34 protein-coding genes are annotated in these 20,374 nt (G+C 53.9%); 28 read left to right on the forward strand and 6 right to left on the reverse strand.

Annotated elements, in window-relative coordinates:
• Window positions 1-4: 4 nt before the first annotated feature.
• From rplP to EKL15_RS06980, 23 genes are all read left to right on the forward strand, one after another.
• On the forward strand, window positions 5-415 hold the full coding sequence (gene rplP / locus EKL15_RS06870) for a 50S ribosomal protein L16 (protein WP_004929764.1): 411 nt from the start codon (window positions 5-7) through the stop codon (window positions 413-415).
• On the forward strand, window positions 415-606 hold the full coding sequence (gene rpmC / locus EKL15_RS06875) for a 50S ribosomal protein L29 (protein ID WP_004929762.1): 192 nt from the start codon (window positions 415-417) through the stop codon (window positions 604-606). Before rplP ends, rpmC begins: the two co-directional genes overlap by 1 nt.
• Window positions 607-861 carry a 30S ribosomal protein S17 gene (gene rpsQ, locus EKL15_RS06880; RefSeq protein ID WP_004929760.1) on the forward strand — a complete coding sequence of 85 codons (255 nt, stop codon included), beginning with the start codon at window positions 607-609 and terminating at the stop codon, window positions 859-861.
• 172 nt (window positions 862-1,033) lie between these two features.
• A complete protein-coding gene (gene rplN / locus EKL15_RS06885; RefSeq protein WP_000613954.1) occupies window positions 1,034-1,405 on the forward strand; it encodes a 50S ribosomal protein L14 in 372 nt (123 codons plus the stop codon).
• A gap of 9 nt (window positions 1,406-1,414) precedes the next feature.
• The gene (gene rplX, locus EKL15_RS06890; protein ID WP_019456185.1) at window positions 1,415-1,729 is read left to right on the forward strand and encodes a 50S ribosomal protein L24; all 315 of its coding nucleotides are present in this window, start codon (window positions 1,415-1,417) and stop codon (window positions 1,727-1,729) included.
• A gap of 14 nt (window positions 1,730-1,743) precedes the next feature.
• Window positions 1,744-2,283 carry a 50S ribosomal protein L5 gene (gene rplE / locus EKL15_RS06895; protein ID WP_004929756.1) on the forward strand — a complete coding sequence of 180 codons (540 nt, stop codon included), beginning with the start codon at window positions 1,744-1,746 and terminating at the stop codon, window positions 2,281-2,283.
• 13 nt (window positions 2,284-2,296) lie between these two features.
• Window positions 2,297-2,602 (forward strand): 30S ribosomal protein S14, encoded by a 306-nt coding sequence (gene rpsN / locus EKL15_RS06900; protein WP_019456186.1) that lies wholly within the window; start codon window positions 2,297-2,299, stop codon window positions 2,600-2,602.
• A 30-nt stretch (window positions 2,603-2,632) separates the two neighbouring features.
• Complete coding sequence (rpsH, locus tag EKL15_RS06905) at window positions 2,633-3,025, forward strand: 30S ribosomal protein S8 (protein WP_004929753.1); 393 nt, start codon at window positions 2,633-2,635, stop codon at window positions 3,023-3,025.
• A 14-nt stretch (window positions 3,026-3,039) separates the two neighbouring features.
• Window positions 3,040-3,573 (forward strand): 50S ribosomal protein L6, encoded by a 534-nt coding sequence (gene rplF / locus EKL15_RS06910; RefSeq protein WP_004929751.1) that lies wholly within the window; start codon window positions 3,040-3,042, stop codon window positions 3,571-3,573.
• A 9-nt stretch (window positions 3,574-3,582) separates the two neighbouring features.
• Window positions 3,583-3,936, forward strand: coding sequence for a 50S ribosomal protein L18 (rplR, locus tag EKL15_RS06915; protein ID WP_004929748.1), 354 nt, complete (start codon window positions 3,583-3,585; stop codon window positions 3,934-3,936).
• 14 nt (window positions 3,937-3,950) lie between these two features.
• A complete protein-coding gene (gene rpsE / locus EKL15_RS06920; protein ID WP_004929747.1) occupies window positions 3,951-4,451 on the forward strand; it encodes a 30S ribosomal protein S5 in 501 nt (166 codons plus the stop codon).
• A 6-nt stretch (window positions 4,452-4,457) separates the two neighbouring features.
• Window positions 4,458-4,637, forward strand: a complete 180-nt coding sequence (gene rpmD, locus EKL15_RS06925) for a 50S ribosomal protein L30 (protein ID WP_048232028.1) — start codon at window positions 4,458-4,460, stop codon at window positions 4,635-4,637.
• A gap of 3 nt (window positions 4,638-4,640) precedes the next feature.
• Window positions 4,641-5,075: a 50S ribosomal protein L15 gene (gene rplO, locus EKL15_RS06930; protein WP_004929742.1), complete on the forward strand. Its 435-nt coding sequence runs from the start codon at window positions 4,641-4,643 to the stop codon at window positions 5,073-5,075.
• A 7-nt stretch (window positions 5,076-5,082) separates the two neighbouring features.
• Window positions 5,083-6,414, forward strand: a complete 1,332-nt coding sequence (gene secY, locus EKL15_RS06935; RefSeq protein ID WP_004929740.1) for a preprotein translocase subunit SecY — start codon at window positions 5,083-5,085, stop codon at window positions 6,412-6,414.
• 33 nt (window positions 6,415-6,447) lie between these two features.
• Complete coding sequence (rpmJ, locus tag EKL15_RS06940; RefSeq protein WP_002227352.1) at window positions 6,448-6,564, forward strand: 50S ribosomal protein L36; 117 nt, start codon at window positions 6,448-6,450, stop codon at window positions 6,562-6,564.
• Between the two features lie 148 nt (window positions 6,565-6,712).
• On the forward strand, window positions 6,713-7,069 hold the full coding sequence (rpsM, locus tag EKL15_RS06945) for a 30S ribosomal protein S13 (protein ID WP_004929734.1): 357 nt from the start codon (window positions 6,713-6,715) through the stop codon (window positions 7,067-7,069).
• Window positions 7,070-7,085: 16 nt separating this feature from the next.
• The gene (rpsK, locus tag EKL15_RS06950) at window positions 7,086-7,475 is read left to right on the forward strand and encodes a 30S ribosomal protein S11 (protein ID WP_004929731.1); all 390 of its coding nucleotides are present in this window, start codon (window positions 7,086-7,088) and stop codon (window positions 7,473-7,475) included.
• A gap of 30 nt (window positions 7,476-7,505) precedes the next feature.
• The gene (rpsD, locus tag EKL15_RS06955; RefSeq protein WP_025304496.1) at window positions 7,506-8,126 is read left to right on the forward strand and encodes a 30S ribosomal protein S4; all 621 of its coding nucleotides are present in this window, start codon (window positions 7,506-7,508) and stop codon (window positions 8,124-8,126) included.
• Window positions 8,127-8,151: 25 nt separating this feature from the next.
• Entirely contained in the window at window positions 8,152-9,141 is a 990-nt protein-coding gene (gene rpoA / locus EKL15_RS06960; RefSeq protein ID WP_002919219.1) for a DNA-directed RNA polymerase subunit alpha, read from the forward strand.
• Between the two features lie 40 nt (window positions 9,142-9,181).
• Entirely contained in the window at window positions 9,182-9,571 is a 390-nt protein-coding gene (gene rplQ / locus EKL15_RS06965) for a 50S ribosomal protein L17 (RefSeq protein ID WP_004929726.1), read from the forward strand.
• Window positions 9,572-9,719: 148 nt separating this feature from the next.
• Window positions 9,720-10,094: a DUF1992 domain-containing protein gene (locus EKL15_RS06970; RefSeq protein ID WP_047729714.1), complete on the forward strand. Its 375-nt coding sequence runs from the start codon at window positions 9,720-9,722 to the stop codon at window positions 10,092-10,094.
• Window positions 10,094-10,525 carry a Zn(2+)-responsive transcriptional regulator gene (zntR, locus tag EKL15_RS06975; protein WP_033636251.1) on the forward strand — a complete coding sequence of 144 codons (432 nt, stop codon included), beginning with the start codon at window positions 10,094-10,096 and terminating at the stop codon, window positions 10,523-10,525. The genes EKL15_RS06970 and zntR overlap by 1 nt, the downstream gene beginning before the upstream one ends.
• 75 nt (window positions 10,526-10,600) lie before the next feature.
• Window positions 10,601-10,807 (forward strand): alternative ribosome-rescue factor A, encoded by a 207-nt coding sequence (locus EKL15_RS06980; RefSeq protein WP_100396735.1) that lies wholly within the window; start codon window positions 10,601-10,603, stop codon window positions 10,805-10,807.
• Between the two features lie 58 nt (window positions 10,808-10,865).
• On the opposite strand, the gene mscL is transcribed toward EKL15_RS06980, so the two are convergent.
• From mscL to def, 5 genes are all read right to left on the reverse strand, one after another.
• The gene (gene mscL, locus EKL15_RS06985; protein WP_025304493.1) at window positions 10,866-11,282 is read right to left on the reverse strand and encodes a large-conductance mechanosensitive channel protein MscL; all 417 of its coding nucleotides are present in this window, start codon (window positions 11,280-11,282) and stop codon (window positions 10,866-10,868) included.
• 136 nt (window positions 11,283-11,418) lie between these two features.
• Window positions 11,419-12,795, reverse strand: a complete 1,377-nt coding sequence (gene trkA / locus EKL15_RS06990) for a Trk system potassium transporter TrkA (protein WP_004929716.1) — start codon at window positions 12,793-12,795, stop codon at window positions 11,419-11,421.
• A 55-nt stretch (window positions 12,796-12,850) separates the two neighbouring features.
• Window positions 12,851-14,140, reverse strand: a complete 1,290-nt coding sequence (gene rsmB, locus EKL15_RS06995) for a 16S rRNA (cytosine(967)-C(5))-methyltransferase RsmB (RefSeq protein WP_100396734.1) — start codon at window positions 14,138-14,140, stop codon at window positions 12,851-12,853.
• A gap of 72 nt (window positions 14,141-14,212) precedes the next feature.
• Window positions 14,213-15,157 carry a methionyl-tRNA formyltransferase gene (fmt, locus tag EKL15_RS07000; RefSeq protein WP_087762904.1) on the reverse strand — a complete coding sequence of 315 codons (945 nt, stop codon included), beginning with the start codon at window positions 15,155-15,157 and terminating at the stop codon, window positions 14,213-14,215.
• A gap of 17 nt (window positions 15,158-15,174) precedes the next feature.
• Window positions 15,175-15,684 carry a peptide deformylase gene (gene def / locus EKL15_RS07005; RefSeq protein WP_015379260.1) on the reverse strand — a complete coding sequence of 170 codons (510 nt, stop codon included), beginning with the start codon at window positions 15,682-15,684 and terminating at the stop codon, window positions 15,175-15,177.
• A 133-nt stretch (window positions 15,685-15,817) separates the two neighbouring features.
• Between def and dprA the strand changes: the two genes are divergently transcribed.
• Genes dprA through aroE form a run of 5 tightly spaced genes read left to right on the forward strand, consistent with a single transcriptional unit; the run spans window position 15,818 to window position 19,362 of the window.
• Complete coding sequence (gene dprA / locus EKL15_RS07010) at window positions 15,818-16,939, forward strand: DNA-protecting protein DprA (RefSeq protein ID WP_100396733.1); 1,122 nt, start codon at window positions 15,818-15,820, stop codon at window positions 16,937-16,939.
• A complete protein-coding gene (gene smg, locus EKL15_RS07015) occupies window positions 16,911-17,384 on the forward strand; it encodes a DUF494 family protein Smg (RefSeq protein WP_033650013.1) in 474 nt (157 codons plus the stop codon). Before dprA ends, smg begins: the two co-directional genes overlap by 29 nt.
• Before the next feature lie 25 nt (window positions 17,385-17,409).
• Window positions 17,410-17,955 (forward strand): type I DNA topoisomerase, encoded by a 546-nt coding sequence (locus EKL15_RS07020; protein ID WP_019456195.1) that lies wholly within the window; start codon window positions 17,410-17,412, stop codon window positions 17,953-17,955.
• A 7-nt stretch (window positions 17,956-17,962) separates the two neighbouring features.
• Window positions 17,963-18,532: an L-threonylcarbamoyladenylate synthase type 1 TsaC gene (gene tsaC, locus EKL15_RS07025; RefSeq protein WP_047729720.1), complete on the forward strand. Its 570-nt coding sequence runs from the start codon at window positions 17,963-17,965 to the stop codon at window positions 18,530-18,532.
• 11 nt (window positions 18,533-18,543) lie between these two features.
• Entirely contained in the window at window positions 18,544-19,362 is an 819-nt protein-coding gene (aroE, locus tag EKL15_RS07030; protein WP_100396799.1) for a shikimate dehydrogenase, read from the forward strand.
• Window positions 19,363-19,400: 38 nt separating this feature from the next.
• On the opposite strand, the gene EKL15_RS07035 is transcribed toward aroE, so the two are convergent.
• Entirely contained in the window at window positions 19,401-19,943 is a 543-nt protein-coding gene (locus EKL15_RS07035) for a gamma carbonic anhydrase family protein (RefSeq protein WP_004929699.1), read from the reverse strand.
• Between the last annotated feature and the right edge of the window lie 431 nt (window positions 19,944-20,374).

Consider the following 20,374-nt stretch of genomic DNA (forward strand, 5'->3'; position numbering starts at 1 on the left):
GCTGATGTTACAACCAAAGCGTACAAAATTCCGTAAGGTGCACAAGGGCCGCAACCGTGGTCTGGCGCAAGGTACGGATGTTAGCTTCGGCACTTTCGGTCTGAAAGCTGTTGGCCGTGGCCGTCTGACTGCTCGTCAAATCGAAGCAGCTCGTCGTGCAATGACTCGTGCAGTTAAGCGTCAAGGCAAGATCTGGATCCGTGTATTCCCGGACAAACCGATCACCGAGAAGCCGCTGGAAGTGCGTATGGGTAAAGGTAAGGGTAACGTGGAGTATTGGGTTGCCCTGATCCAGCCTGGTAAGGTCCTGTACGAAATGGACGGCGTGCCAGAAGAGGTTGCCCGCGAGGCATTCAAACTGGCAGCAGCGAAACTGCCGATCAAAACCACCTTTGTAACTAAGACGGTGATGTAATGAAAGCACAAGAGCTGCGTGAAAAAAGCGTTGAAGAGCTGAATGCCGAGCTGCTCAACCTGCTGCGTGAGCAATTCAACTTGCGCATGCAGGCGGCCAGTGGCCAGCTGCAACAAACTCACCTGTTGAAACAAGTGCGTCGTGACGTCGCACGCGTTAAGACTTTACTGACTCAAAAGGCGGGTGTGTAAATGACTGAAGTTATCCGTACCCTGCAGGGTCGTGTTGTTAGCGATAAAATGGAGAAATCCATCGTTGTTGCTATCGAGCGTACTGTGAAGCACCCGATCTACGGGAAATTCATCAAACGTACGACCAAGCTGCACGTACATGACGAGAACAACGAATGTGGTACCGGCGACGTGGTGGAAATCCGCGAATGCCGCCCACTGTCCAAGACTAAGTCCTGGACGTTGGTTCGCGTTGTAGAGAAAGCGATTCTGTAATAGAGTAGCTGGCTCTCACTTAATAAACGGCTCAGAAAATGAGCCGTTTATTTTTTCTACCCATACCAAGTAAGCGGTGTTATAATGCTGCGCCCTCGGTTATGGGGCTTTTCAACGGCCTAATTTTTACTTGGGTCTTTAAAGTAGTAGTTGACATTAGCGGAGCACTAAAATGATCCAAGAACAGACTATGCTGAACGTCGCCGACAACTCCGGTGCACGTCGCGTAATGTGTATCAAGGTTCTAGGTGGCTCGCACCGTCGCTACGCAGGCGTCGGCGACATCATCAAAATTACCATCAAGGAAGCAATTCCTCGCGGTAAGGTGAAGAAAGGCGATGTTCTGAAGGCGGTAGTGGTGCGCACCAAGAAGGGTGTACGTCGCCCGGACGGTTCTGTCATTCGCTTCGATGGCAATGCATGCGTTATTTTGAACAATAACAGCGAGCAGCCAATCGGTACGCGTATTTTTGGGCCGGTAACTCGTGAACTGCGTAATGAGAAGTTCATGAAAATTATCTCTCTGGCACCAGAAGTACTCTAAGGAGCGAACATGGCAGCGAAGATCCGTCGTGATGACGAAGTTATCGTGATTACCGGGAAAGACAAAGGTAAGCGCGGTAAAGTAAAAAATGTCCTGTCTGCTGGCAAGGTCATTGTTGAAGGCATCAACCTGGTTAAGAAACACCAGAAGCCGGTTCCGGCTCTGAACCAACCAGGCGGCATTGTTGAAAAAGAAGCTGCAATTCAGGTTTCTAACATTGCTATCTTCAACGCGGCTACCGGCAAGGCTGACCGTGTAGGCTTTAGATTCGAAGAGGGCAAAAAAGTCCGTTTCTTCAAGTCTAACAGCGAAACTATCAAGTAATTTGGAGTAATACGATGGCGAAACTGCATGATTACTACAAAGACGAGGTAGTCAAACAACTGATGTCTCAGTTTGATTACAACTCTGTCATGCAAGTCCCTCGGGTCGAGAAGATCACCCTGAACATGGGTGTTGGTGAAGCGATTGCTGACAAGAAACTGCTGGATAACGCCGCAGCGGACCTGGCAGCCATCTCCGGTCAAAAACCGTTGATCACCAAAGCCCGCAAATCTGTTGCAGGCTTCAAAATCCGTCAGGGCTATCCGATCGGCTGTAAAGTAACTCTGCGTGGCGAACGCATGTGGGAGTTCTTTGAGCGTCTGATCTCCATTGCTGTTCCACGTATCCGTGACTTCCGTGGCCTGTCCGCCAAGTCATTCGATGGCCGTGGCAACTACAGCATGGGCGTGCGTGAGCAAATCATCTTCCCAGAAATCGACTACGACAAAGTCGATCGCGTTCGTGGTTTGGATATTACCATTACCACTACTGCGAAATCTGATGATGAAGGCCGCGCGCTGCTGGCTGCTTTTAACTTCCCGTTCCGCAAGTAAGGCAGGGTTACTGATGGCTAAGCAATCAATGAAAGCACGCGAAGTCAAACGCGTGAAATTAGCTGACAAGTTCTTTGCAAAACGCGTTGAACTGAAAGCTATTATCTCTGATGTGAACGCGTCCGATGAAGATCGTTGGGATGCCGTTCTCAAGCTGCAAACTCTGCCGCGTGATTCCAGCCCGTCTCGTCAGCGTAAACGCTGCCGCCAAACTGGCCGTCCACATGGTTATGTGGGCAAATTCGGGTTGAGCCGTATTAAGCTTCGTGAAGCCGCTATGCGCGGTGAAGTACCAGGCTTGAAAAAGGCTAGCTGGTAATTACCAATTGAATCACGGGAGTAAAGACAGATGAGCATGCAAGATCCGATCGCGGATATGCTGACCCGTATCCGTAACGGTCAAGCCGCGAACAAAGTTGCGGTCACCATGCCTTCCTCCAAGCTGAAAGTGGCAATTGCCAACGTGCTGAAGGAAGAAGGTTTTATTGAAGATTTCAAAATCGAAGGCGACGCCAAGCCTGTTCTGGAACTGGTACTGAAGTACTTCCAGGGCAAAGCTGTGGTAGAAAGCATTCAACGTATCAGCCGTCCAGGTCTGCGCATCTACAAGAAAAAAGATGAGCTGCCAAAAGTTATGGCCGGTTTGGGTATCGCTGTTGTTTCTACCTCTAAAGGTGTTATGACCGATCGTGCAGCTCGCCAGGCTGGTCTGGGTGGCGAGATTATCTGCTACGTAGCTTAATTCGGGAGGAAAGAATGTCTCGTGTTGCAAAAGCACCCGTCGTCATTCCTGCCGGCGTAGAGGTAAAACTCAACGGTCAGGTTATTTCGATTAAGGGTAAAAACGGCGAGTTGACTCGTACTATCCACGACGCCGTTGAAGTGAAGCAAGAAGCTAACGCACTGACTTTCGCTCCGCGCGAAGGTTTTGCTAACGCATGGGCTCAAGCGGGTACCACGCGCGCTCTGCTGAACGCAATGGTTGTTGGTGTTACCGAAGGCTTCACCAAAAAGCTTCAACTGGTAGGTGTTGGTTATCGTGCTGCCGTTAAAGGCAACGTGGTGAATTTGGCCCTGGGCTTCTCTCACCCTATCGATCACCAGCTGCCGGCAGGTATCACTGCTGAATGCCCAAGCCAAACTGAAATCGTGCTGAAAGGCGCTGATAAGCAGGTTATTGGCCAGGTAGCAGCAGATCTGCGCGCTTACCGTCGTCCTGAGCCTTACAAAGGTAAAGGTGTTCGTTACGCCGACGAAGTCGTGCGTACCAAAGAGGCTAAGAAGAAGTAAGGTAACACTATGGATAAGAAATCTGCTCGTATCCGTCGTGCGACCCGCGCACGCCGCAAGCTCCAAGAGCTGGGTGCAACCCGCCTGGTGGTACATCGTACCCCGCGTCACATTTACGCACAGGTGATTGCTCCAAACGGTTCTGAAGTACTGGTAGCCGCTTCTACTTTAGAAAAAGCTATCGCGGAGCAACTGAAGTATTCCGGTAACAAAGACGCAGCAGCAGCCGTAGGTAAAGCTCTGGCTGAGCGCGCGTTGGAAAAAGGGATTGCGAAAGTATCCTTTGACCGTTCCGGTTTCCAATATCATGGTCGAGTCCAGGCACTGGCAGATGCTGCCCGTGAAGCTGGCCTTCAGTTCTAAGGAAGAGGTTTAAGATGGCTCACATCGAAAAACAAGCTGGCGAACTGCAGGAAAAGCTGATCGCGGTAAACCGCGTATCTAAAACCGTAAAAGGTGGCCGTATTTTCAGCTTTACCGCACTGACTGTAGTTGGTGATGGTAACGGTCGCGTTGGTTTTGGCTACGGCAAAGCACGCGAAGTTCCAGCAGCGATCCAGAAAGCGATGGAAAAAGCCCGTCGCAACATGATGAACGTCGCGCTGAACAGCGGCACCCTGCAGCACCCTGTTAAGGGCGCTCACACGGGTTCTCGCGTGTTCATGCAGCCTGCTCATGAAGGTACCGGTATCATCGCGGGTGGTGCAATGCGCGCCGTTCTCGAAGTTGCTGGGGTGCACAACGTATTGGCTAAAGCTTATGGTTCCACTAACCCGATCAACGTGGTTCGTGCAACTATCGACGCTCTGGCGAATATGAAGTCTCCTGAAATGGTCGCTGCTAAGCGTGGTAAATCCGTTGCCGACATTCTGGGGTAATTGACCATGGCTAAGACTATTAAAGTTACACAAACTCGCAGCTCAATTGGCCGTCTGCCGAAGCATAAAGCTACTCTGCTCGGTCTGGGTCTGCGTCGTATTGGTCACACCGTAGAGCGCGAGGATACTCCTGCTGTTCGCGGTATGGTCAACCTGGTTTCCTACATGGTTAAAGTTGAGGAGTAACAGATGCGTTTAAATACTCTGTCTCCGGCTGAAGGTGCCAAGCATGCGCCTAAGCGTGTAGGTCGTGGTATTGGTTCTGGCCTGGGTAAAACCGGCGGCCGTGGTCACAAAGGTCAGAAGTCTCGTTCTGGCGGTGGCGTACGTCGTGGTTTCGAAGGTGGTCAGATGCCTCTGTACCGTCGTCTGCCGAAATTCGGCTTCACTTCACGCAAAGCGATGATCACGGCAGAAGTTCGTCTGTCTGAACTGGCTCTGGTTGAAGGCGATGTTATCGACCTGAACGCGCTGAAAGCCGCTAACGTAGTTGGTGTCCAGATCGAATTCGCGAAAGTTGTACTTTCTGGCGAAGTCGCTCGTCCGGTAACCCTGCGTGGTCTGCGTGTCACCAAAGGCGCTCGTGCTGCTATCGAGGCTGCTGGCGGTAAAATTGAGGAATAAGTAGCAGATGGCTAAGCAACCAGGATTAGATTTTCAAAGTGCTAAAGGCGGGCTCGGCGAGCTGAAGCGCAGACTTTTGTTTGTAATCGGCGCGCTGATTGTCTTCCGTATCGGCTCTTTCATTCCGATTCCTGGTATCGATGCCACTGTGCTTGCCAAATTGCTTGAGCAGCAGAGAGGCACTATCATTGAAATGTTTAACATGTTCTCTGGTGGTGCCCTCAGCCGTGCTTCTATCTTTGCTCTGGGGATCATGCCGTATATCTCGGCGTCGATCATTATCCAGCTGCTGACGGTGGTTCATCCAGCGTTGGCGGAAATCAAGAAAGAAGGGGAGGCTGGCCGTCGCAAGATTAGCCAGTACACCCGTTACGGTACGCTGGTATTGGCCATATTCCAGTCGATCGGTATTGCTACCGGTCTGCCGAATATGCCTGGTATGCAGGGCCTGGTGTTAAACCCAGGCTTTGCATTCTACTTTACTGCGGTTGTGAGCCTGGTGACCGGGACAATGTTCCTGATGTGGCTGGGTGAGCAGATTACTGAGCGCGGTATCGGCAACGGTATCTCGATCATTATCTTCGCGGGTATTGTAGCGGGGCTCCCGCCGGCAGTGGCCCATACTATCGAGCAAGCGCGGCAAGGCGACCTGCACTTCCTCCTGCTGCTGTTGGTTGCAGTATTGGTGTTTGCAGTAACCTTCTTCGTTGTTTTCATCGAGCGTGGTCAACGTCGTATCGTCGTTAACTATGCGAAGCGTCAACAAGGTCGTCGTGTTTATGCAGCACAGAGTACACACTTACCGTTGAAAGTGAATATGGCGGGTGTTATCCCGGCGATTTTCGCTTCCAGCATTATTCTGTTCCCGGCCACGATTGCATCATGGTTTGGGGGCGGTACCGGTTGGAACTGGCTGACTACGATTTCGCTGTATTTGCAGCCAGGGCAACCGCTTTATGTGTTACTCTATGCGTCTGCAATCATCTTCTTCTGTTTCTTCTACACGGCGTTGGTCTTCAACCCGCGTGAGACAGCAGATAACCTGAAGAAGTCCGGTGCCTTCGTACCAGGAATTCGTCCGGGAGAGCAAACGGCGAAGTATATCGATAAAGTAATGACGCGTTTAACCCTGGTGGGCGCGATGTACATTACTTTCATCTGCCTGATCCCGGAGTTCATGCGTGATGCAATGAAAGTACCATTCTACTTTGGTGGTACCTCGCTACTGATCGTGGTTGTCGTCATCATGGACTTTATGGCTCAAGTGCAAACTCTGATGATGTCAAGTCAGTACGAGTCTGCATTGAAGAAAGCAAATCTGAAAGGCTATAACCGCTAGTCAGATTCGTTTGAGAAGTTACGGAGAGTAAAAATGAAAGTTCGTGCTTCCGTCAAGAAATTATGTCGTAACTGCAAAATCGTTAAGCGTAACGGTGTCGTTCGTGTGATTTGCAGCGCCGAGCCGAAGCATAAACAGCGTCAAGGCTGATTATCTCGCATATTTTTCTTGCAAAGTTGGGTTGAGCTGGCTAGATTAGCCAGCCAATCTTTTGTATGTCGCACTGCAACATTATTTGAGTATCCTGAAAACGGGCTTTTCAGAATGGTGTTGCTGTATAAAATAGTAGGAGTGCATAGTGGCCCGTATAGCAGGCATTAACATTCCTGATCATAAACATACCGTTATCGCCTTAACGTCGATCTTCGGTATCGGTAAAACCCGTTCACAGGCTATCTGTGCATCCACGGGTATTGCTGAAAATGTTAAGATCAGTGAGCTGTCTGAAGAGCAAATCGAAAAGCTTCGTGATGCAGTTGCCAAATACACCGTTGAGGGTGATTTGCGTCGTGAAATTACCCTGAGCATCAAGCGTCTTATGGACCTTGGTTGCTATCGTGGTTTGCGTCATCGTCGTGGTCTGCCGGTACGCGGTCAGCGCACCAAGACCAACGCTCGTACCCGTAAGGGTCCGCGCAAGCCGATCAAGAAATAATCGGGGTTATTGAATAATGGCAAAGGCACCTGTTCGTACACGTAAGCGTGTAAGAAAGCAAGTCTCTGACGGCGTGGCTCATATCCATGCTTCTTTCAACAACACCATCGTTACCATCACTGATCGTCAGGGTAATGCTTTGGGTTGGGCAACAGCCGGTGGTTCCGGTTTCCGTGGTTCTCGTAAGTCCACTCCGTTCGCAGCACAGGTTGCAGCAGAACGTTGTGCTGACGCAGTAAAAGAATACGGTATCAAGAACCTGGAAGTTATGGTTAAAGGACCTGGTCCTGGTCGTGAGTCTACTATCCGCGCTCTGAACGCGGCTGGTTTCCGCATCACTAATATTACTGATGTGACTCCGATCCCTCATAACGGTTGTCGTCCGCCGAAAAAGCGCCGCGTGTAACGCAGCTTTTAGGATTGTTGGAGAAAGAAAATGGCAAGATATTTGGGTCCTAAGCTCAAGCTGAGCCGTCGTGAGGGCACAGACCTGTTCCTTAAGTCTGGCGTTCGCGCGATCGATTCCAAGTGTAAAATTGAACAAGCACCTGGTCAGCACGGTGCGCGTAAACCGCGTCTGTCTGATTACGGTGTTCAGTTGCGTGAGAAGCAGAAAGTTCGCCGTATGTACGGCATTCTGGAGCGTCAATTCCGTAACTATTACAAAGAAGCAACCCGCCTGAAGGGCAACACCGGTGAAAACCTGTTGCAGCTGCTGGAAGGTCGTCTGGACAACGTTGTTTACCGTATGGGCTTCGGCGCTACTCGTGCAGAGTCACGTCAGCTGGTTAGCCACAAAGCAGTTATGGTAAACGGTCACGTTGTTAACATCGCTTCTTATCAGGTATCTCCGAATGACGTAGTCAGCATCCGCGAGAAAGCTAAAAAGCAGTCTCGTGTTAAAGCTTCTCTGGAGCTGGCTGAGCAGCGTGAAAAGCCGACTTGGCTGGAAGTTGATGCTGCTAAGATGGAAGGCGTGTTCAAGCGTATGCCTGAACGTACCGATCTGTCTGCGGACATTAACGAACACCTGATCGTCGAGCTTTACTCCAAGTAAAGCTTAGTACCAAAGAGAGGACACAATGCAGGGTTCTGTGACAGAGTTTCTAAAACCGCGCCTGGTAGATATCGAGCAAGTCAGTTCGACGCACGCCAAGGTGACCCTTGAGCCTTTAGAGCGTGGCTTTGGCCATACTCTTGGCAACGCACTGCGCCGTATTCTGCTTTCATCTATGCCGGGTTGCGCGGTGACCGAGGTTGAGATTGATGGTGTACTGCATGAGTACAGCACCAAAGAAGGCGTACAGGAAGATATCCTGGAGATCCTGCTCAACCTGAAAGGGCTGGCGGTGAGAGTTCAAGGCAAAGACGAAGTTATTCTTACCCTGAATAAATCTGGCATTGGCCCTGTGACCGCTGCCGACATCACCCATGATGGTGATGTCGAAATCGTCAAGCCTCAGCACGTGATTTGCCACCTGACTGATGAGAACGCGGCTATCAGCATGCGTATCAAAGTTCAGCGCGGTCGCGGTTATGTGCCGGCTTCTGCCCGAATTCATTCGGAAGAAGATGAGCGCCCAATCGGTCGTCTGTTGGTTGACGCCTGCTACAGCCCTGTAGAGCGTATCGCCTACAATGTTGAAGCTGCGCGTGTAGAACAGCGTACTGACTTGGATAAGCTGGTCATCGAGATGGAGACCAATGGCACGATCGACCCTGAAGAGGCGATCCGCCGTGCGGCCACCATTCTGGCTGAACAACTTGAAGCTTTCGTTGACCTGCGTGATGTACGTCAGCCGGAAGTTAAAGAAGAGAAACCAGAGTTCGATCCGATCTTGCTGCGCCCTGTTGACGATCTGGAATTGACTGTCCGCTCTGCTAACTGCCTCAAGGCAGAAGCTATCCACTACATCGGTGATCTGGTACAGCGTACCGAGGTTGAGTTGCTGAAAACGCCAAACCTGGGTAAAAAATCTCTTACCGAGATTAAAGACGTGCTGGCCTCACGTGGTCTGTCTCTGGGCATGCGCCTGGAAAACTGGCCGCCGGCAAGCATTGCTGACGAGTAACCGGATCACAGGTTAAGGTTTTACTGAGAAGGATAAGGTCATGCGCCATCGTAAGAGTGGTCGTCAACTGAACCGTAACAGCAGCCATCGCCAGGCTATGTTCCGTAACATGGCCGGCTCTTTGGTTCGTCATGAGATCATCAAGACGACCCTGCCAAAAGCAAAAGAGCTGCGTCGCGTTGTTGAGCCGCTGATTACTCTTGCCAAGACCGACAGCGTAGCTAATCGTCGTCTGGCATTCGCCCGTACTCGTGATAACGAGATCGTGGCAAAACTGTTTAACGAGCTGGGCCCGCGTTTCGCGAGCCGTGCCGGTGGTTACACTCGCATTCTGAAGTGTGGCTTCCGCGCAGGCGACAACGCGCCGATGGCATACATCGAGCTGGTTGATCGTGCTGAGTCTCAAGCAGAAGTAGCAACTGCAGAGTAATCTGTAGACGCGTAAAAAAACCGGGCTTGCCCGGTTTTTTTACGTCCAAACCCAGCCAAATGTGCGTAATTCTCCCGCTGCGCTTAAGATCCCCGTCCCTATCCGCTATGCTAAGGCTTCATCATTAGGCTTACCGAGGCTGTCTGTCATGGGGTTGCTCGATCAATGGGCGGAACGTCATATCCTTGATGCCCAGGATAAAGGCGAGTTCGACAATCTGCCCGGCCAGGGCCAACCGTTGACGCTGGAAGATGACAGCGCGGTGCCGGCTGAGCTACGCGCCGGTTACCGTCTGCTGAAAAATGCCGGTTACCTGCCACCGGAGTTGGAAGATCGCAAAGAGGCGTTGACCGTTGCTCGCTTGCTGCAAGGGATTAGCAGTGAGCATCCGGACTATGTCGAACTCAGTAAACGCATGGCGCTGCTGGAGCATCGATTACGTCAGGCTGGGATGAGTACGGATTTCTTGCATGGCGAATATCAGCGTGCATTGGATGGCAAATTCACCCGGGAGGAGAAGTAATGTTCAAGATAGGTCAGTTGGCCAAGCTTGCCGAAGTGACGCCGGATACCGTGCGTTACTATGAAAAGCAGGGCATGATGGATCACAATGTCCGCACCGAGGGCGGTTATCGGCTCTACACCGAGCAGGATCTGCAGCGGCTGCGCTTTATTCGCTATGCAAAGCAGCTGGGGTTTACTCTGGAAACGATCGCCGAGCTGCTGTCGATCCGCGTCGATCCTGAGCATCATACCTGCCAAGAGTCGAAGTCGATCGTCGATGCGCGCCTGAGCGAAGTAGAAAGCAAGTTGGCGGAGCTGACTCGTATGCGCGAATCGCTGAAGCGGCTGAGTGATGCGTGCTGCGGCACTGCCCATACCAGCAATTATTGCTCTATTCTGGAAGCCTTGGAACAGGGTGCCAGCGATGAAAAAGGCAAAAAAGGTTGCTGACGGCACTTTAATTTTTATACCGCCGGCAGTATTATCGCCCCGTTTTATTACCCCACCTTTTACAGGAGCATTATCATGACGAAATATCGTCACACTAAAGGTCAGATTCAAGATAACGCCATTGAGGCGCTGCTGCATGATCCGCTATTCCGTCAACGAGTAGAAAAGAATGTGAAAGGCAAAGGCAGCTACCGGCGTAAAGAAAAACACAACAAAGGCGGTAACTGGGAGGCCAGTGGTAAACGATCAAACGATCAGTTACCACTGGCCTTCTGGTTTTAAGGCATTAAAAAAGCCACCTTCGTCAGGTGGCTTTTTATTGGCGTAACCAAACGCTGTTTTACAGTTTTGGCTGTTGTTGCTGGCTCAGCAGGTCACGGATTTCCGTCAGCAGTTTCTCTTCTGCGGTAGGTGCTGGCGGCGCTGCCGGGGCTTCTTCCTGCTTGCGGCGCATTTTGTTCATCAATTTAATCGCCAGGAAGATGGCGAAGGCGACAATCACGAAGTCGAATACGGTTTGAATGAATGAACCGTAGTTCATTACCACCGCCGGGACGGCGCCCTGAGCTTCACGTAAAACCAGATGGAACTGTTTAAAGTCGACGCCGCCGATCAGTAGGCCCAGAGGTGGCATGATGATATCGGCCACGAAGGACGAAACAATCTTGCCGAATGCAGCACCGATAATCACACCGACGGCCAAATCGACCACGTTGCCACGCATGGCAAATTCGCGAAACTCTTTCAACATACTCATAGAACGCACCCCTTGCAGAATTAATAACTCAAGTTTAACAAAGCAATTTCCCTTTGCCACAAAAGGAGAGAAGTTTTATCTCCCCCAAGGCAGAGAACAACTACGCGATTATAGACCATCGCCTAATAAATTCGTTCTACAAGAAGAACGGGCTCGGTTGGAACAAGCGTTCAACGTCCGGCACGAATTTCTTGTCGGTAATAAACATGATGACGTGATCGCCCTGTTCGATTTTGCTGTTGCCATTGGCGATGATAACGTCGTCGCCACGCACGATCGCACCGATGGTGGTACCTGGTGGCAGCTTGATGTCTTCGACGATGCGGCCGACCACTTTGGACGTGCTTTCATCGCCGTGGGCAATCGCTTCGATCGCTTCCGCCACGCCGCGGCGCAGTGACGAAACGCTGACGATATCCGCTTTGCGCACGTGCCCCAACAGGGCGGAGATGGTCGCCTGTTGGGGGGAAATGGCAATATCGATCACGCTGCCTTGCACCAGATCGACATAGGCGCGGCGCTGGATCAATACCATTACCTTCTTGGCGCCCATGCGCTTGGCCAGCATGGCGGACATGATGTTGGCCTCATCGTCGTTGGTGATAGCGATGAAGACATCCACTTGCTCGACGTGCTCTTCGGCCAGCAGCTCCTGGTCGGAGGCATCGCCGTAGAACACGATGGTATCGTGCAGCTGCTCGGCCAGTTCGGCGGCGCGTTGCTGGTTTCGCTCGATAAGTTTGACGTTGTAGTCTTTTTCCAGCTTGGCGGCCAGGCCGGCGCCGACGTTGCCGCCACCGACGATCATGATGCGCTTATACGGTTTTTCCAGCCGCTGCAGTTCGCTCATCACCGCGCGGATGTGTTGTGATGCGGCGACGAAGAAGACTTCATCACCGGCTTCGATAATGGTCGAGCCTTGCGGCCTGATCGGTCTGTCCTGGCGGAAAATTGCGGCGACGCGGGTGTCGATATGTGGCATGTGTTCGCGCATCGAAGAGAGCGCATTGCCGACCAGCGGGCCACCGTAATAGGCTTTAACCGCGGCGATGCTGACCTTGCCTTCGGCGAAATTGACCACCTGCAACGCGCCGGGGTACTCAATCAGCTTGTAGATATAGTCTATGACCAACTGTTCCGGTGAAATCAGATGGTCGATCGGCACCGCTTCCGGCAGGAACAGTTTCTCCGACTCGCGGATATATTCCGGCGCGCGGATACGGGCGATACGGTTGGGGGTATTAAACAGAGAATAGGCGATCTGGCAGGCGATCATGTTGGTTTCGTCGGAGTTGGTGACGGCGACCAGCATGTCGGCGTCTTCCGCGCCGGCTTCGCGCAGCACTCGAGGGTGAGAGCCGTGCCCCTGAACCACGCGCAGATCGAATTTATCCTGCAGCTGACGCAGACGACCGGAATCGGTATCGACGACGGTGATATCGTTGTTTTCACCCACCAGGTTTTCCGCCAGCGTCCCGCCAACCTGACCGGCACCAAGAATAATTATTTTCATCGTGTTCTCTGCTTCACACTGAAAGACTTAGGGCGCGCGTGCACGCCCCGAAGCATTACATTTTAATCAGCTTAGCGTAAAAGAAGCCATCGCCGTCCTCGGGATGCGGGATATTCTGCCGCCCTGGCCGCTGCGCATCGCCGGTTTCAACCAGTTTGGCATCGGCGTGGCGCTGCAAGAACGCGGCGATCTGGCTGCTGTTTTCATCCGGCAGGATGGAGCAGGTGGCGTAAACCATCACGCCGCCCGATTTCAGATGGGGCCAGACGGCTTCCAGGATGTCGGCCTGCAGCGCGGCGAGTTCGGCGATGTCGCGATCGCGGCGCAGCCATTTGATATCGGGGTGACGGCGGATCACGCCGGTGGCGGAACAAGGCGCGTCCAGCAGGATCCGGTCGAACTGCTTGTCACCGCACCATTGCTGCGGGGTGCGGCCATCACCCAGCTTAACTTCGGCATGCAAACGCAGGCGCTGCAGGTTTTCTTTCACCCGCGCCAGGCGCTGTTCGTCGATATCGACCGCCATGACGTGCGCTTTCGGTGCCGCTTCCAGAATATGCGTGGTTTTACCGCCAGGCGCGGCGCACAAATCGAGGATCTGTTCACCGTCTTGCGGATCCAATAGATCGACACAGCCCTGGGCTGAGGCATCTTGCACGGTGATCCAGCCGTCGGCGAACCCAGGCAGATCGGTCACGGCGCAAGGTGTCAGCAAACGCACTGCATCGGCATAGTCTGCGTGAGGTTCTGCGGCGATGCCGGCGTCGGTCAACAACTGCAGATAAGCTTCCCTAGTGTGATGCAGGCGGTTGACGCGCAGCCACATCGGTGGCTTCTGGTTATTGGCGTCGACGATCTGTTCCCAGTTGGCGGGATAGGCTTGTTGAAGGCGTTTCAGCAACCAGCTTGGGTGCAGATAGCGGCTGTCATTGTTGGCGGCGCGCTGCAGCAGCTCTTCCTGCTGGCGCTGGAATTGCCGCAAGACGCCGTTAATCAGGCCTTTCAACTGCGGGCGTTTCAGCGCTACCGCGCCCTCCACGGTTTCCGCCAATACGGCGTGCGCCGGGATACGGGTATACAGCAGCTGATACAGGCCGACCATCAGCAAATAGTGCAGCGTACGCTGCTTGCCGGTCAGCGGCTTGGCCATCAATTGCTGAATGCACCATTCGAGCTGCGGCAGCACGCGCAGCGTGCCGAAACACAGTTCCTGCAGCAACCCGCGATCTTTATCGCTGATGGTGGTTTGGAGCGCTGGCAGGACGGTGCTGAGCGACTGCCCTTGATCCAGCACCTGGCCGATGACTTTGGCAGCGATGCTGCGGAGATTGTAATTATTTTTCATAGGCTGAAGCTGATAACGATCGGCATTAAGAAAATAACGGCCCGGCGATGAACGGCCGGGCAGTGGGGTGACTTACAGCCGGTTACCCGGGGTAAACCATTCACGACGTGAATTTAAAAGGTCTTGCGCCGACATCGGTTTCTTGCCGGCGGGCTGCAGTTGGATCAGATTGAGGATGCCGTCGGCGGTCGCCACCTGAATGCCGTGTTTGTCGGCATGGACAACGGTGCCTGGCTCCGCGTTGGCGCTTTGCGCCAGTACGCTGGCTTGCCACACTTTCACCGGTTGATCGTCGATGGTGAAGTAGCTGACCGGCCAAGGGTTGAAGGCGCGGATACAACGTTCCAACTGAGCGGCGGACAGATTCCAGTCCAGACGGGCTTCTTCTTTGCTCAGCTTCTCTGCGTAGGTGACCAGCGCTTCGTCCTGCACTTCGCGGGTGGCGCTGCCGTCTGCCATTTGGCGCAGCGTAGTCAGCATGCCCTGCGGGCCGAGCTGTGCCAGCTTGTCGTAGAGACTGGCGCTGGTATCGCTGCTCTCAATCGGGCAGGCAATCTTGTGCATCATGTCGCCAGTATCGAGACCGACGTCCATCTGCATGATGGTGACGCCGGTTTCGCTGTCGCCGGCCCAGAGCGAACGCTGGATCGGTGCCGCGCCGCGCCAGCGAGGCAGCAGCGAGCCATGTACGTTGATGCAACCGAGACGCGGCATATCCAGCACCGCCTGCGGCAGGATCAGCCCGTAGGCAACCACCACCATCACGTCGGCGTGGAGATCGGCCACCAGGCGTTGGTTTTCTTCGGGGCGCAGCGATTTGGGCTGAAAGACCGGCAGTTGGTGTTGTTCAGCCAGTACTTTGACCGGGCTTGGCGTCAGCTTGTTGCCGCGGCCTGCCGGGCGGTCGGGCTGGGTAAAAACGCCGACAATCTGGTGCTCAGATGACAACAGCGCGTCAAGATGACGCGCTGCGAAGTCTGGTGTTCCGGCGAAAATAATCCGTAAAGAGTCAGACACGTTGATTTCCTGATCGGTTAGGCGCGGGCTTGAAGCTTGGCCATTTTTTCCAGTTTCTGACGAATGCGCTGACGCTTGAGCGGCGACAGGTAATCGACGAACAGTTTACCCATCAGGTGATCCATCTCGTGCTGGATGCAGATCGCCAACAGATCGTCCGCTTCCAGCTCGAAAGGTTTGCCTTCGCGATCCAGCGCGCGGATCTTCACCTGCGCGGCACGGGGTACCAACGCACGCTGTTCGGGAATGGAAAGACAGCCTTCCTCGATGCCGGTTTCGCCGCTTTTTTCCAGCAGTTCCGGGTTGATCAGCACCAGGCGCTGATCGCGATTCTCGGAGACGTCGATCACGATAATGCGCTGATGGATATCCACCTGAGTCGCAGCCAGGCCAATGCCTTCCTCTGCGTACATGGTTTCAAACATATCATCCACGATGCGCTGGATATCTGCATTGACTTCTTTTACCGGCGCTGCGACTTTGCGCAGACGCTCGTCTGGGAAATGTAATACCTGCAAGACTGACATATATCTTTAGATCTGTATCCGAGTAATGAACGAGGTTTAACCTCTATTCTAGACATTTCCCGGCCTGATTGACAGCATTGTGCACCAATTGCTCAGATTGGTAATACCACCGTTTTTGCTGAGGGAACAGACGATGCGGCCGGAAGAGATCGCTTTACGGATGCGAGGGGTAACGGGGCTGCAGACCGTTGTGGCCAGCCGGATCGTGCGGCAGCTATCGCAAATGGGGTGCGAGCCTCGCCGCGTGCTGCATGAGTTGGGGTTGAACGAACGGCAGCAGACGCAGTTCAACCAGGTGGATCCCGGTTATTTGGCCGCGACCCTGCGTTGGCTGGAGGAGCCGGCGCACCGTATGCTGAACTACGGTGCGGCCGGCTATCCGGAACGCCTGGCCCAGATCGACGATGCGCCGCTGTTTCTGCTGATCGAGGGCGATCCTCAGGCGTTGCTGCGCCCGCAGCTCGCCATGGTTGGCAGCCGGCAGTTCAGCCACTACGGCGAGCGTTGGGCCAATTATTTCACCGAGGAATTGGCGCGTTGCGGTTTCACCATCACCAGCGGTTTGGCGATCGGCATCGACGGCATTTGCCATCGCGCAGCGCTGGCGGCCGGGGGTTGCACGGTAGCGGTGCTGGGCAGCGGGCTGGCCAATGTTTATCCACGCCGGCACCGCAGGCTCGCGGAGCAGATTGTCGAGCAGGGTGGCGCGGTGATTTCAGATCATTTGGTCACTGATTTACCTCTGGCCGACCATTTTCCGCGCCGTAACCGTATTATCAGCGGGCTGAGCCAGGGCGTTCTGGTCATAGAAGCCTCGTTGCGCAGCGGTACTCTGGTGACGGCTCGCTATGCGCTGGAGCAGGGGCGTGAAGTGTTCGCCTTGCCGGGGCCGTTAGGGAACCCGATGAGCGAGGGGACACATTGGCTGATCCAACAGGGCGCGCACCTGGTCACCGGGCCTAAAGATATCGCAGAATTGCTGGGAAGCGGCCTTCACTGGCTGCCACTGAACGAAAATACAACTATTTGTGCGTCGCAGGCTGAAGTTGAATTGCCATTTGCCGATGTGTTGGCTAACGTAGGAGATGAGGTGACACCTGTTGACGTCGTCGCTGAACGTGCCGGCCAACCTGTGCCAGTGGTGGTAATCAAGTTACTCGAACTGGAGTTAGCAGGTTGGATCGCAGCTGTACCCGGCGGCTATGTCCGAATAAGGAGGGCAAGCCATGTTCGACGTACTCATGTACTTGTTTGAAACTTATATCCACAATGAACCAGAGATGCGCGTCGATCAGGATCAACTGACTGATGATCTCGCTCAGGCGGGGTTTCATCGGGATGATATCTACAACGCGTTGAATTGGCTTGAGAAGTTGGCTGACCTGCAAGAAGGTCAAAATGCGCCTTACTTTATGGATGCCGATCCGCTGGCGATGCGGATCTACACCGAAGAGGAAAGCGCGCGTTTGGACGCCGGCTGCCGTGGTTTTCTCCTGTTCCTGGAACAGATTCAGGTATTGAACCTCGAAACCCGTGAAATGGTTATCGACCGCGTTATGGCCTTGGATAATGCGGAATTCGATCTCGAAGATCTGAAATGGGTCGTGTTGATGGTGCTGTTTAATATCCCCGGATATGAAAGCGCCTATCAGCAAATGGAAGAACTGTTGTTTGAAGTGAACGAAGGTTATCTGCATTGAGCCGATAACGCGCATAGAAGACGTTATGACAAAAAACGCGATTTTTGCCGCCAGGCAAAATGAACCCTGTCCGGAATGCGGGGCCGAGTTGGTGATCCGTAGCGGTCGCCATGGCCCCTTCCTCGGTTGTTCCCAGTACCCTGAATGCCAATATATTCGCCCGCTGAAAGCGCAGGCCGACGGGCATATCGTCAAGGTGCTGGATGGGCAACAGTGCCCGAAGTGCCAGGCGACGTTGGTGCTGCGCCAGGGGCGCTATGGCATGTTTATCGGTTGCAGCGATTATCCGCAGTGCGATCACACTGAAGTGATCGATAAGCCTGACGAAACCGCCATTACCTGTCCGCAGTGCGGTCAGGGCAAACTGCTGCAGCGTAAATCGCGCTATGGCAAGGTTTTTCACTCCTGCGATCGTTACCCGGAATGCCAATTTGCCCTCAATGTTAAACCCGTCGCCGGTGAATGTGCCTATTGCCATTATCCGCTGCTGATGGAAAAGCGCACGGCAAAAGGCCCCGTCCTGTGCTGTGCCAGCAAGCTGTGCGGAAAACCCGTCGCGACTACAGAATAATCACATCATGAACTCAGAATTAAGCCCGAACCTTGTATCTATCATCGATGCTTTGCATCAACAGCAGGTGATTGCCTATCCTACCGAAGCGGTATTCGGCCTGGGGTGCGATCCCGACAGCGAACAGGCGGTCAATGCGCTGCTGGCGTTGAAACAGCGGCCGTGGGAAAAGGGGCTGATTCTGATCGCCGCCGACTATGCGCAGCTTAAGCCTTATATCGACGACAGTGCGCTCAGCGAACAGCAGCGCGCGACGATGTTCGCCAGCTGGCCTGGGCCGGTAACCTGGGTGTTGCCTGCTCGCCCGGAGACGCCACGTTTACTGACCGGGCGTTTCAGCTCGCTGGCGGTGCGCGTTAGCGATCACCCGTTGGTGCAGCGGCTGTGTCGGCAGTACGGTAAGCCACTGGTATCGACCAGTGCCAATCTCAGTGGGTTGGAGCCGTGCCGCAGTGCGGATGAAGTCACACGACAATTCGGCACTGCTTTCCCGGTATTGGCCGGCGAGGTGGGTGGCCGTCTTAATCCTTCCGAAATCAGAGATGCTCTGACCGGCGAACAGATCCGTCAGGGCTAGAGGTAATGGGCATGGAGAAGTTTGCGGTATTTGGCAACCCTATTGGTCACAGCAAGTCGCCGCGAATTCATGCGCTGTTCGCTGCCCAGACTGGCATTGAGCATCCTTATGGAGCGGTGTTGGCGCCGTTGGACAGTTTTGAAACCAGCCTGCAGGCGTTTATCCACGCCGGAGGGCTGGGGGCGAACGTCACGGTGCCTTTCAAAGAGCGTGCTTATGAGCTCGCCTCCGAGCTGAGCGAGCGTGCAGCGATGGCCGGGGCGGTCAATACCCTGAAGGTATTGCCGAATGGCGGTCTATTGGGGGATAACACCGACGGCGTCGGTTTGCTGACCGATCTGCAGCGTCAACAATTGATCCGGCCGCAGGATCGCATTCTGCTGGTGGGCGCCGGCGGCGCAGCGCGCGGTGTGATCCTACCGCTGCTGTCTTTCGGCTGCCGGCTCACGATCACTAACCGCACCTTCAGCCGGGCTCAAGAGTTGGCCCACGCTTTCCGGCATTTGGGGGAAATCTCGGCGGCGCCGATGGATCAACTGGATCAGCAAGCGTTCGATCTGGTGATCAATGCGACGGCGTCCGGCATCAGCGGGGAGATCCCGGCCTTGCCCGCGGGCGTAGTCAACGCGAAAACCCGTTGTTATGACATGTTCTATCAGCAGGGCGTCACGCCATTCCTGGCCTGGGCGCAGCAGCGGGGGGCAACGGAATATGCCGATGGGCTGGGTATGCTGGTGGGGCAGGCGGCGCATGCTTTCCTGCTTTGGCACGGAGTGATGCCAGAGATCGAGCCGGTATTGCGCCAGCTGCGCAGCGAGCTGGCGGCATAAATCCTACCCCGTTCTCTTTATAGGGAACGGGGCGCCCATCAGATATCTTCCGACAGGTATTCGTCTTTCCAGCGTACATAGTTGTTAGAAGAGTAAAGCAATCCCTCCAACTCGGCGGCGGTCAACGGCCGAACCTGGCGTGCCGGGCTGCCCATATAAAGATAGCCGCTCGCCAGGCGCTTGCCCGGCGCCACCAAACTGCCGGCACCAATCATTACGTCGTCTTCTACTACTACACCGTCCAACAGGATCGATCCCATACCGACCAGCACCCGGTTGCCGATGGCGCAGCCGTGCAGCATCGCTTTATGGCCCACGGTCACGTCTTCCCCAATCAGCAGGGGATAACCGTCTGGGTTGTGTTCGGAACGGTGAGTCACATGCAGTACGCTGCCGTCCTGAATATTGCTGCGCGCGCCGATCTTTACCGCATTGACGTCGCCGCGGATAGCGACCAGCGGCCAGATGCTGACGTCATCCGCCAGATCGACGTCGCCGATCACGACGCTGGAAGGATCGATCAAGACGCGCTGACCGAGTTTGGGGGTGTATTGAAGATAAGAACGTACTGCATCGGACATAATGCTGCCTCACGTCGGGATCATATTTACCGGCAATACTAGACTCTGGCGATGGAATTACAACCAACAGCAGCGCCGGATCCTGCGGAAAATGGCCCTGATCGCACAAGATCCACCCGGAAGGGCTGAAAAGTGTGCAAACAGAAAAAAAAGATCAAAAAAGGGGTTGTGCAAAAAACTCGGATCCCTATAATGCGCCTCCATCGACACGGCGCAAGTGATTCACTTCACACAGCGGCCGGGAAGAAAGAGAAAAAATCCTGAAAATTAGGGTTGACTCTGAAAGAGGAAAGCGTAGTATACGCCACCTCGAGTTAGCAAGCGAAAGCGCCTAACTCACTGCTCTTTAACAATTTATCAGACAATCTGTGTGGGCACTCCACAAGACGATATCCAGCATCTTCGGATGCAAAAAATATCAAGTCTTGAAG

Source organism: Serratia sp. 4542 (assembly GCF_016805595.1).
Lineage (GTDB): Bacteria > Pseudomonadota > Gammaproteobacteria > Enterobacterales > Enterobacteriaceae > Serratia > Serratia nevei.

Excerpts from the sequence above, each read along its gene's own strand:
- rplP (WP_004929764.1), top strand. The coding sequence starts at position 5 with ATGTTACAACCAAAGCGTACAAAATTCCGTAAGGTGCACAAGGGCCGC.
- rpmC (WP_004929762.1), top strand. The coding sequence starts at position 415 with ATGAAAGCACAAGAGCTGCGTGAAAAAAGCGTTGAAGAGCTGAATGCC.
- rpsQ (WP_004929760.1), top strand. The coding sequence starts at position 607 with ATGACTGAAGTTATCCGTACCCTGCAGGGTCGTGTTGTTAGCGATAAA.
- rplN (WP_000613954.1), top strand. The coding sequence starts at position 1,034 with ATGATCCAAGAACAGACTATGCTGAACGTCGCCGACAACTCCGGTGCA.
- rplX (WP_019456185.1), top strand. The coding sequence starts at position 1,415 with ATGGCAGCGAAGATCCGTCGTGATGACGAAGTTATCGTGATTACCGGG.
- rplE (WP_004929756.1), top strand. The coding sequence starts at position 1,744 with ATGGCGAAACTGCATGATTACTACAAAGACGAGGTAGTCAAACAACTG.
- rpsN (WP_019456186.1), top strand. The coding sequence starts at position 2,297 with ATGGCTAAGCAATCAATGAAAGCACGCGAAGTCAAACGCGTGAAATTA.
- rpsH (WP_004929753.1), top strand. The coding sequence starts at position 2,633 with ATGAGCATGCAAGATCCGATCGCGGATATGCTGACCCGTATCCGTAAC.
- rplF (WP_004929751.1), top strand. The coding sequence starts at position 3,040 with ATGTCTCGTGTTGCAAAAGCACCCGTCGTCATTCCTGCCGGCGTAGAG.
- rplR (WP_004929748.1), top strand. The coding sequence starts at position 3,583 with ATGGATAAGAAATCTGCTCGTATCCGTCGTGCGACCCGCGCACGCCGC.
- rpsE (WP_004929747.1), top strand. The coding sequence starts at position 3,951 with ATGGCTCACATCGAAAAACAAGCTGGCGAACTGCAGGAAAAGCTGATC.
- rpmD (WP_048232028.1), top strand. The coding sequence starts at position 4,458 with ATGGCTAAGACTATTAAAGTTACACAAACTCGCAGCTCAATTGGCCGT.
- rplO (WP_004929742.1), top strand. The coding sequence starts at position 4,641 with ATGCGTTTAAATACTCTGTCTCCGGCTGAAGGTGCCAAGCATGCGCCT.
- secY (WP_004929740.1), top strand. The coding sequence starts at position 5,083 with ATGGCTAAGCAACCAGGATTAGATTTTCAAAGTGCTAAAGGCGGGCTC.
- rpmJ (WP_002227352.1), top strand. The coding sequence starts at position 6,448 with ATGAAAGTTCGTGCTTCCGTCAAGAAATTATGTCGTAACTGCAAAATC.
- rpsK (WP_004929731.1), top strand. The coding sequence starts at position 7,086 with ATGGCAAAGGCACCTGTTCGTACACGTAAGCGTGTAAGAAAGCAAGTC.
- rpsD (WP_025304496.1), top strand. The coding sequence starts at position 7,506 with ATGGCAAGATATTTGGGTCCTAAGCTCAAGCTGAGCCGTCGTGAGGGC.
- rpoA (WP_002919219.1), top strand. The coding sequence starts at position 8,152 with ATGCAGGGTTCTGTGACAGAGTTTCTAAAACCGCGCCTGGTAGATATC.
- rplQ (WP_004929726.1), top strand. The coding sequence starts at position 9,182 with ATGCGCCATCGTAAGAGTGGTCGTCAACTGAACCGTAACAGCAGCCAT.
- EKL15_RS06970 (WP_047729714.1), top strand. The coding sequence starts at position 9,720 with ATGGGGTTGCTCGATCAATGGGCGGAACGTCATATCCTTGATGCCCAG.
- zntR (WP_033636251.1), top strand. The coding sequence starts at position 10,094 with ATGTTCAAGATAGGTCAGTTGGCCAAGCTTGCCGAAGTGACGCCGGAT.
- EKL15_RS06980 (WP_100396735.1), top strand. The coding sequence starts at position 10,601 with ATGACGAAATATCGTCACACTAAAGGTCAGATTCAAGATAACGCCATT.
- mscL (WP_025304493.1), bottom strand. The coding sequence starts at position 11,282 with ATGAGTATGTTGAAAGAGTTTCGCGAATTTGCCATGCGTGGCAACGTG.
- trkA (WP_004929716.1), bottom strand. The coding sequence starts at position 12,795 with ATGAAAATAATTATTCTTGGTGCCGGTCAGGTTGGCGGGACGCTGGCG.
- rsmB (WP_100396734.1), bottom strand. The coding sequence starts at position 14,140 with ATGAAAAATAATTACAATCTCCGCAGCATCGCTGCCAAAGTCATCGGC.
- def (WP_015379260.1), bottom strand. The coding sequence starts at position 15,684 with ATGTCAGTCTTGCAGGTATTACATTTCCCAGACGAGCGTCTGCGCAAA.
- dprA (WP_100396733.1), top strand. The coding sequence starts at position 15,818 with ATGCGGCCGGAAGAGATCGCTTTACGGATGCGAGGGGTAACGGGGCTG.
- smg (WP_033650013.1), top strand. The coding sequence starts at position 16,911 with ATGTTCGACGTACTCATGTACTTGTTTGAAACTTATATCCACAATGAA.
- EKL15_RS07020 (WP_019456195.1), top strand. The coding sequence starts at position 17,410 with ATGACAAAAAACGCGATTTTTGCCGCCAGGCAAAATGAACCCTGTCCG.
- tsaC (WP_047729720.1), top strand. The coding sequence starts at position 17,963 with ATGAACTCAGAATTAAGCCCGAACCTTGTATCTATCATCGATGCTTTG.
- aroE (WP_100396799.1), top strand. The coding sequence starts at position 18,544 with ATGGAGAAGTTTGCGGTATTTGGCAACCCTATTGGTCACAGCAAGTCG.
- EKL15_RS07035 (WP_004929699.1), bottom strand. The coding sequence starts at position 19,943 with ATGTCCGATGCAGTACGTTCTTATCTTCAATACACCCCCAAACTCGGT.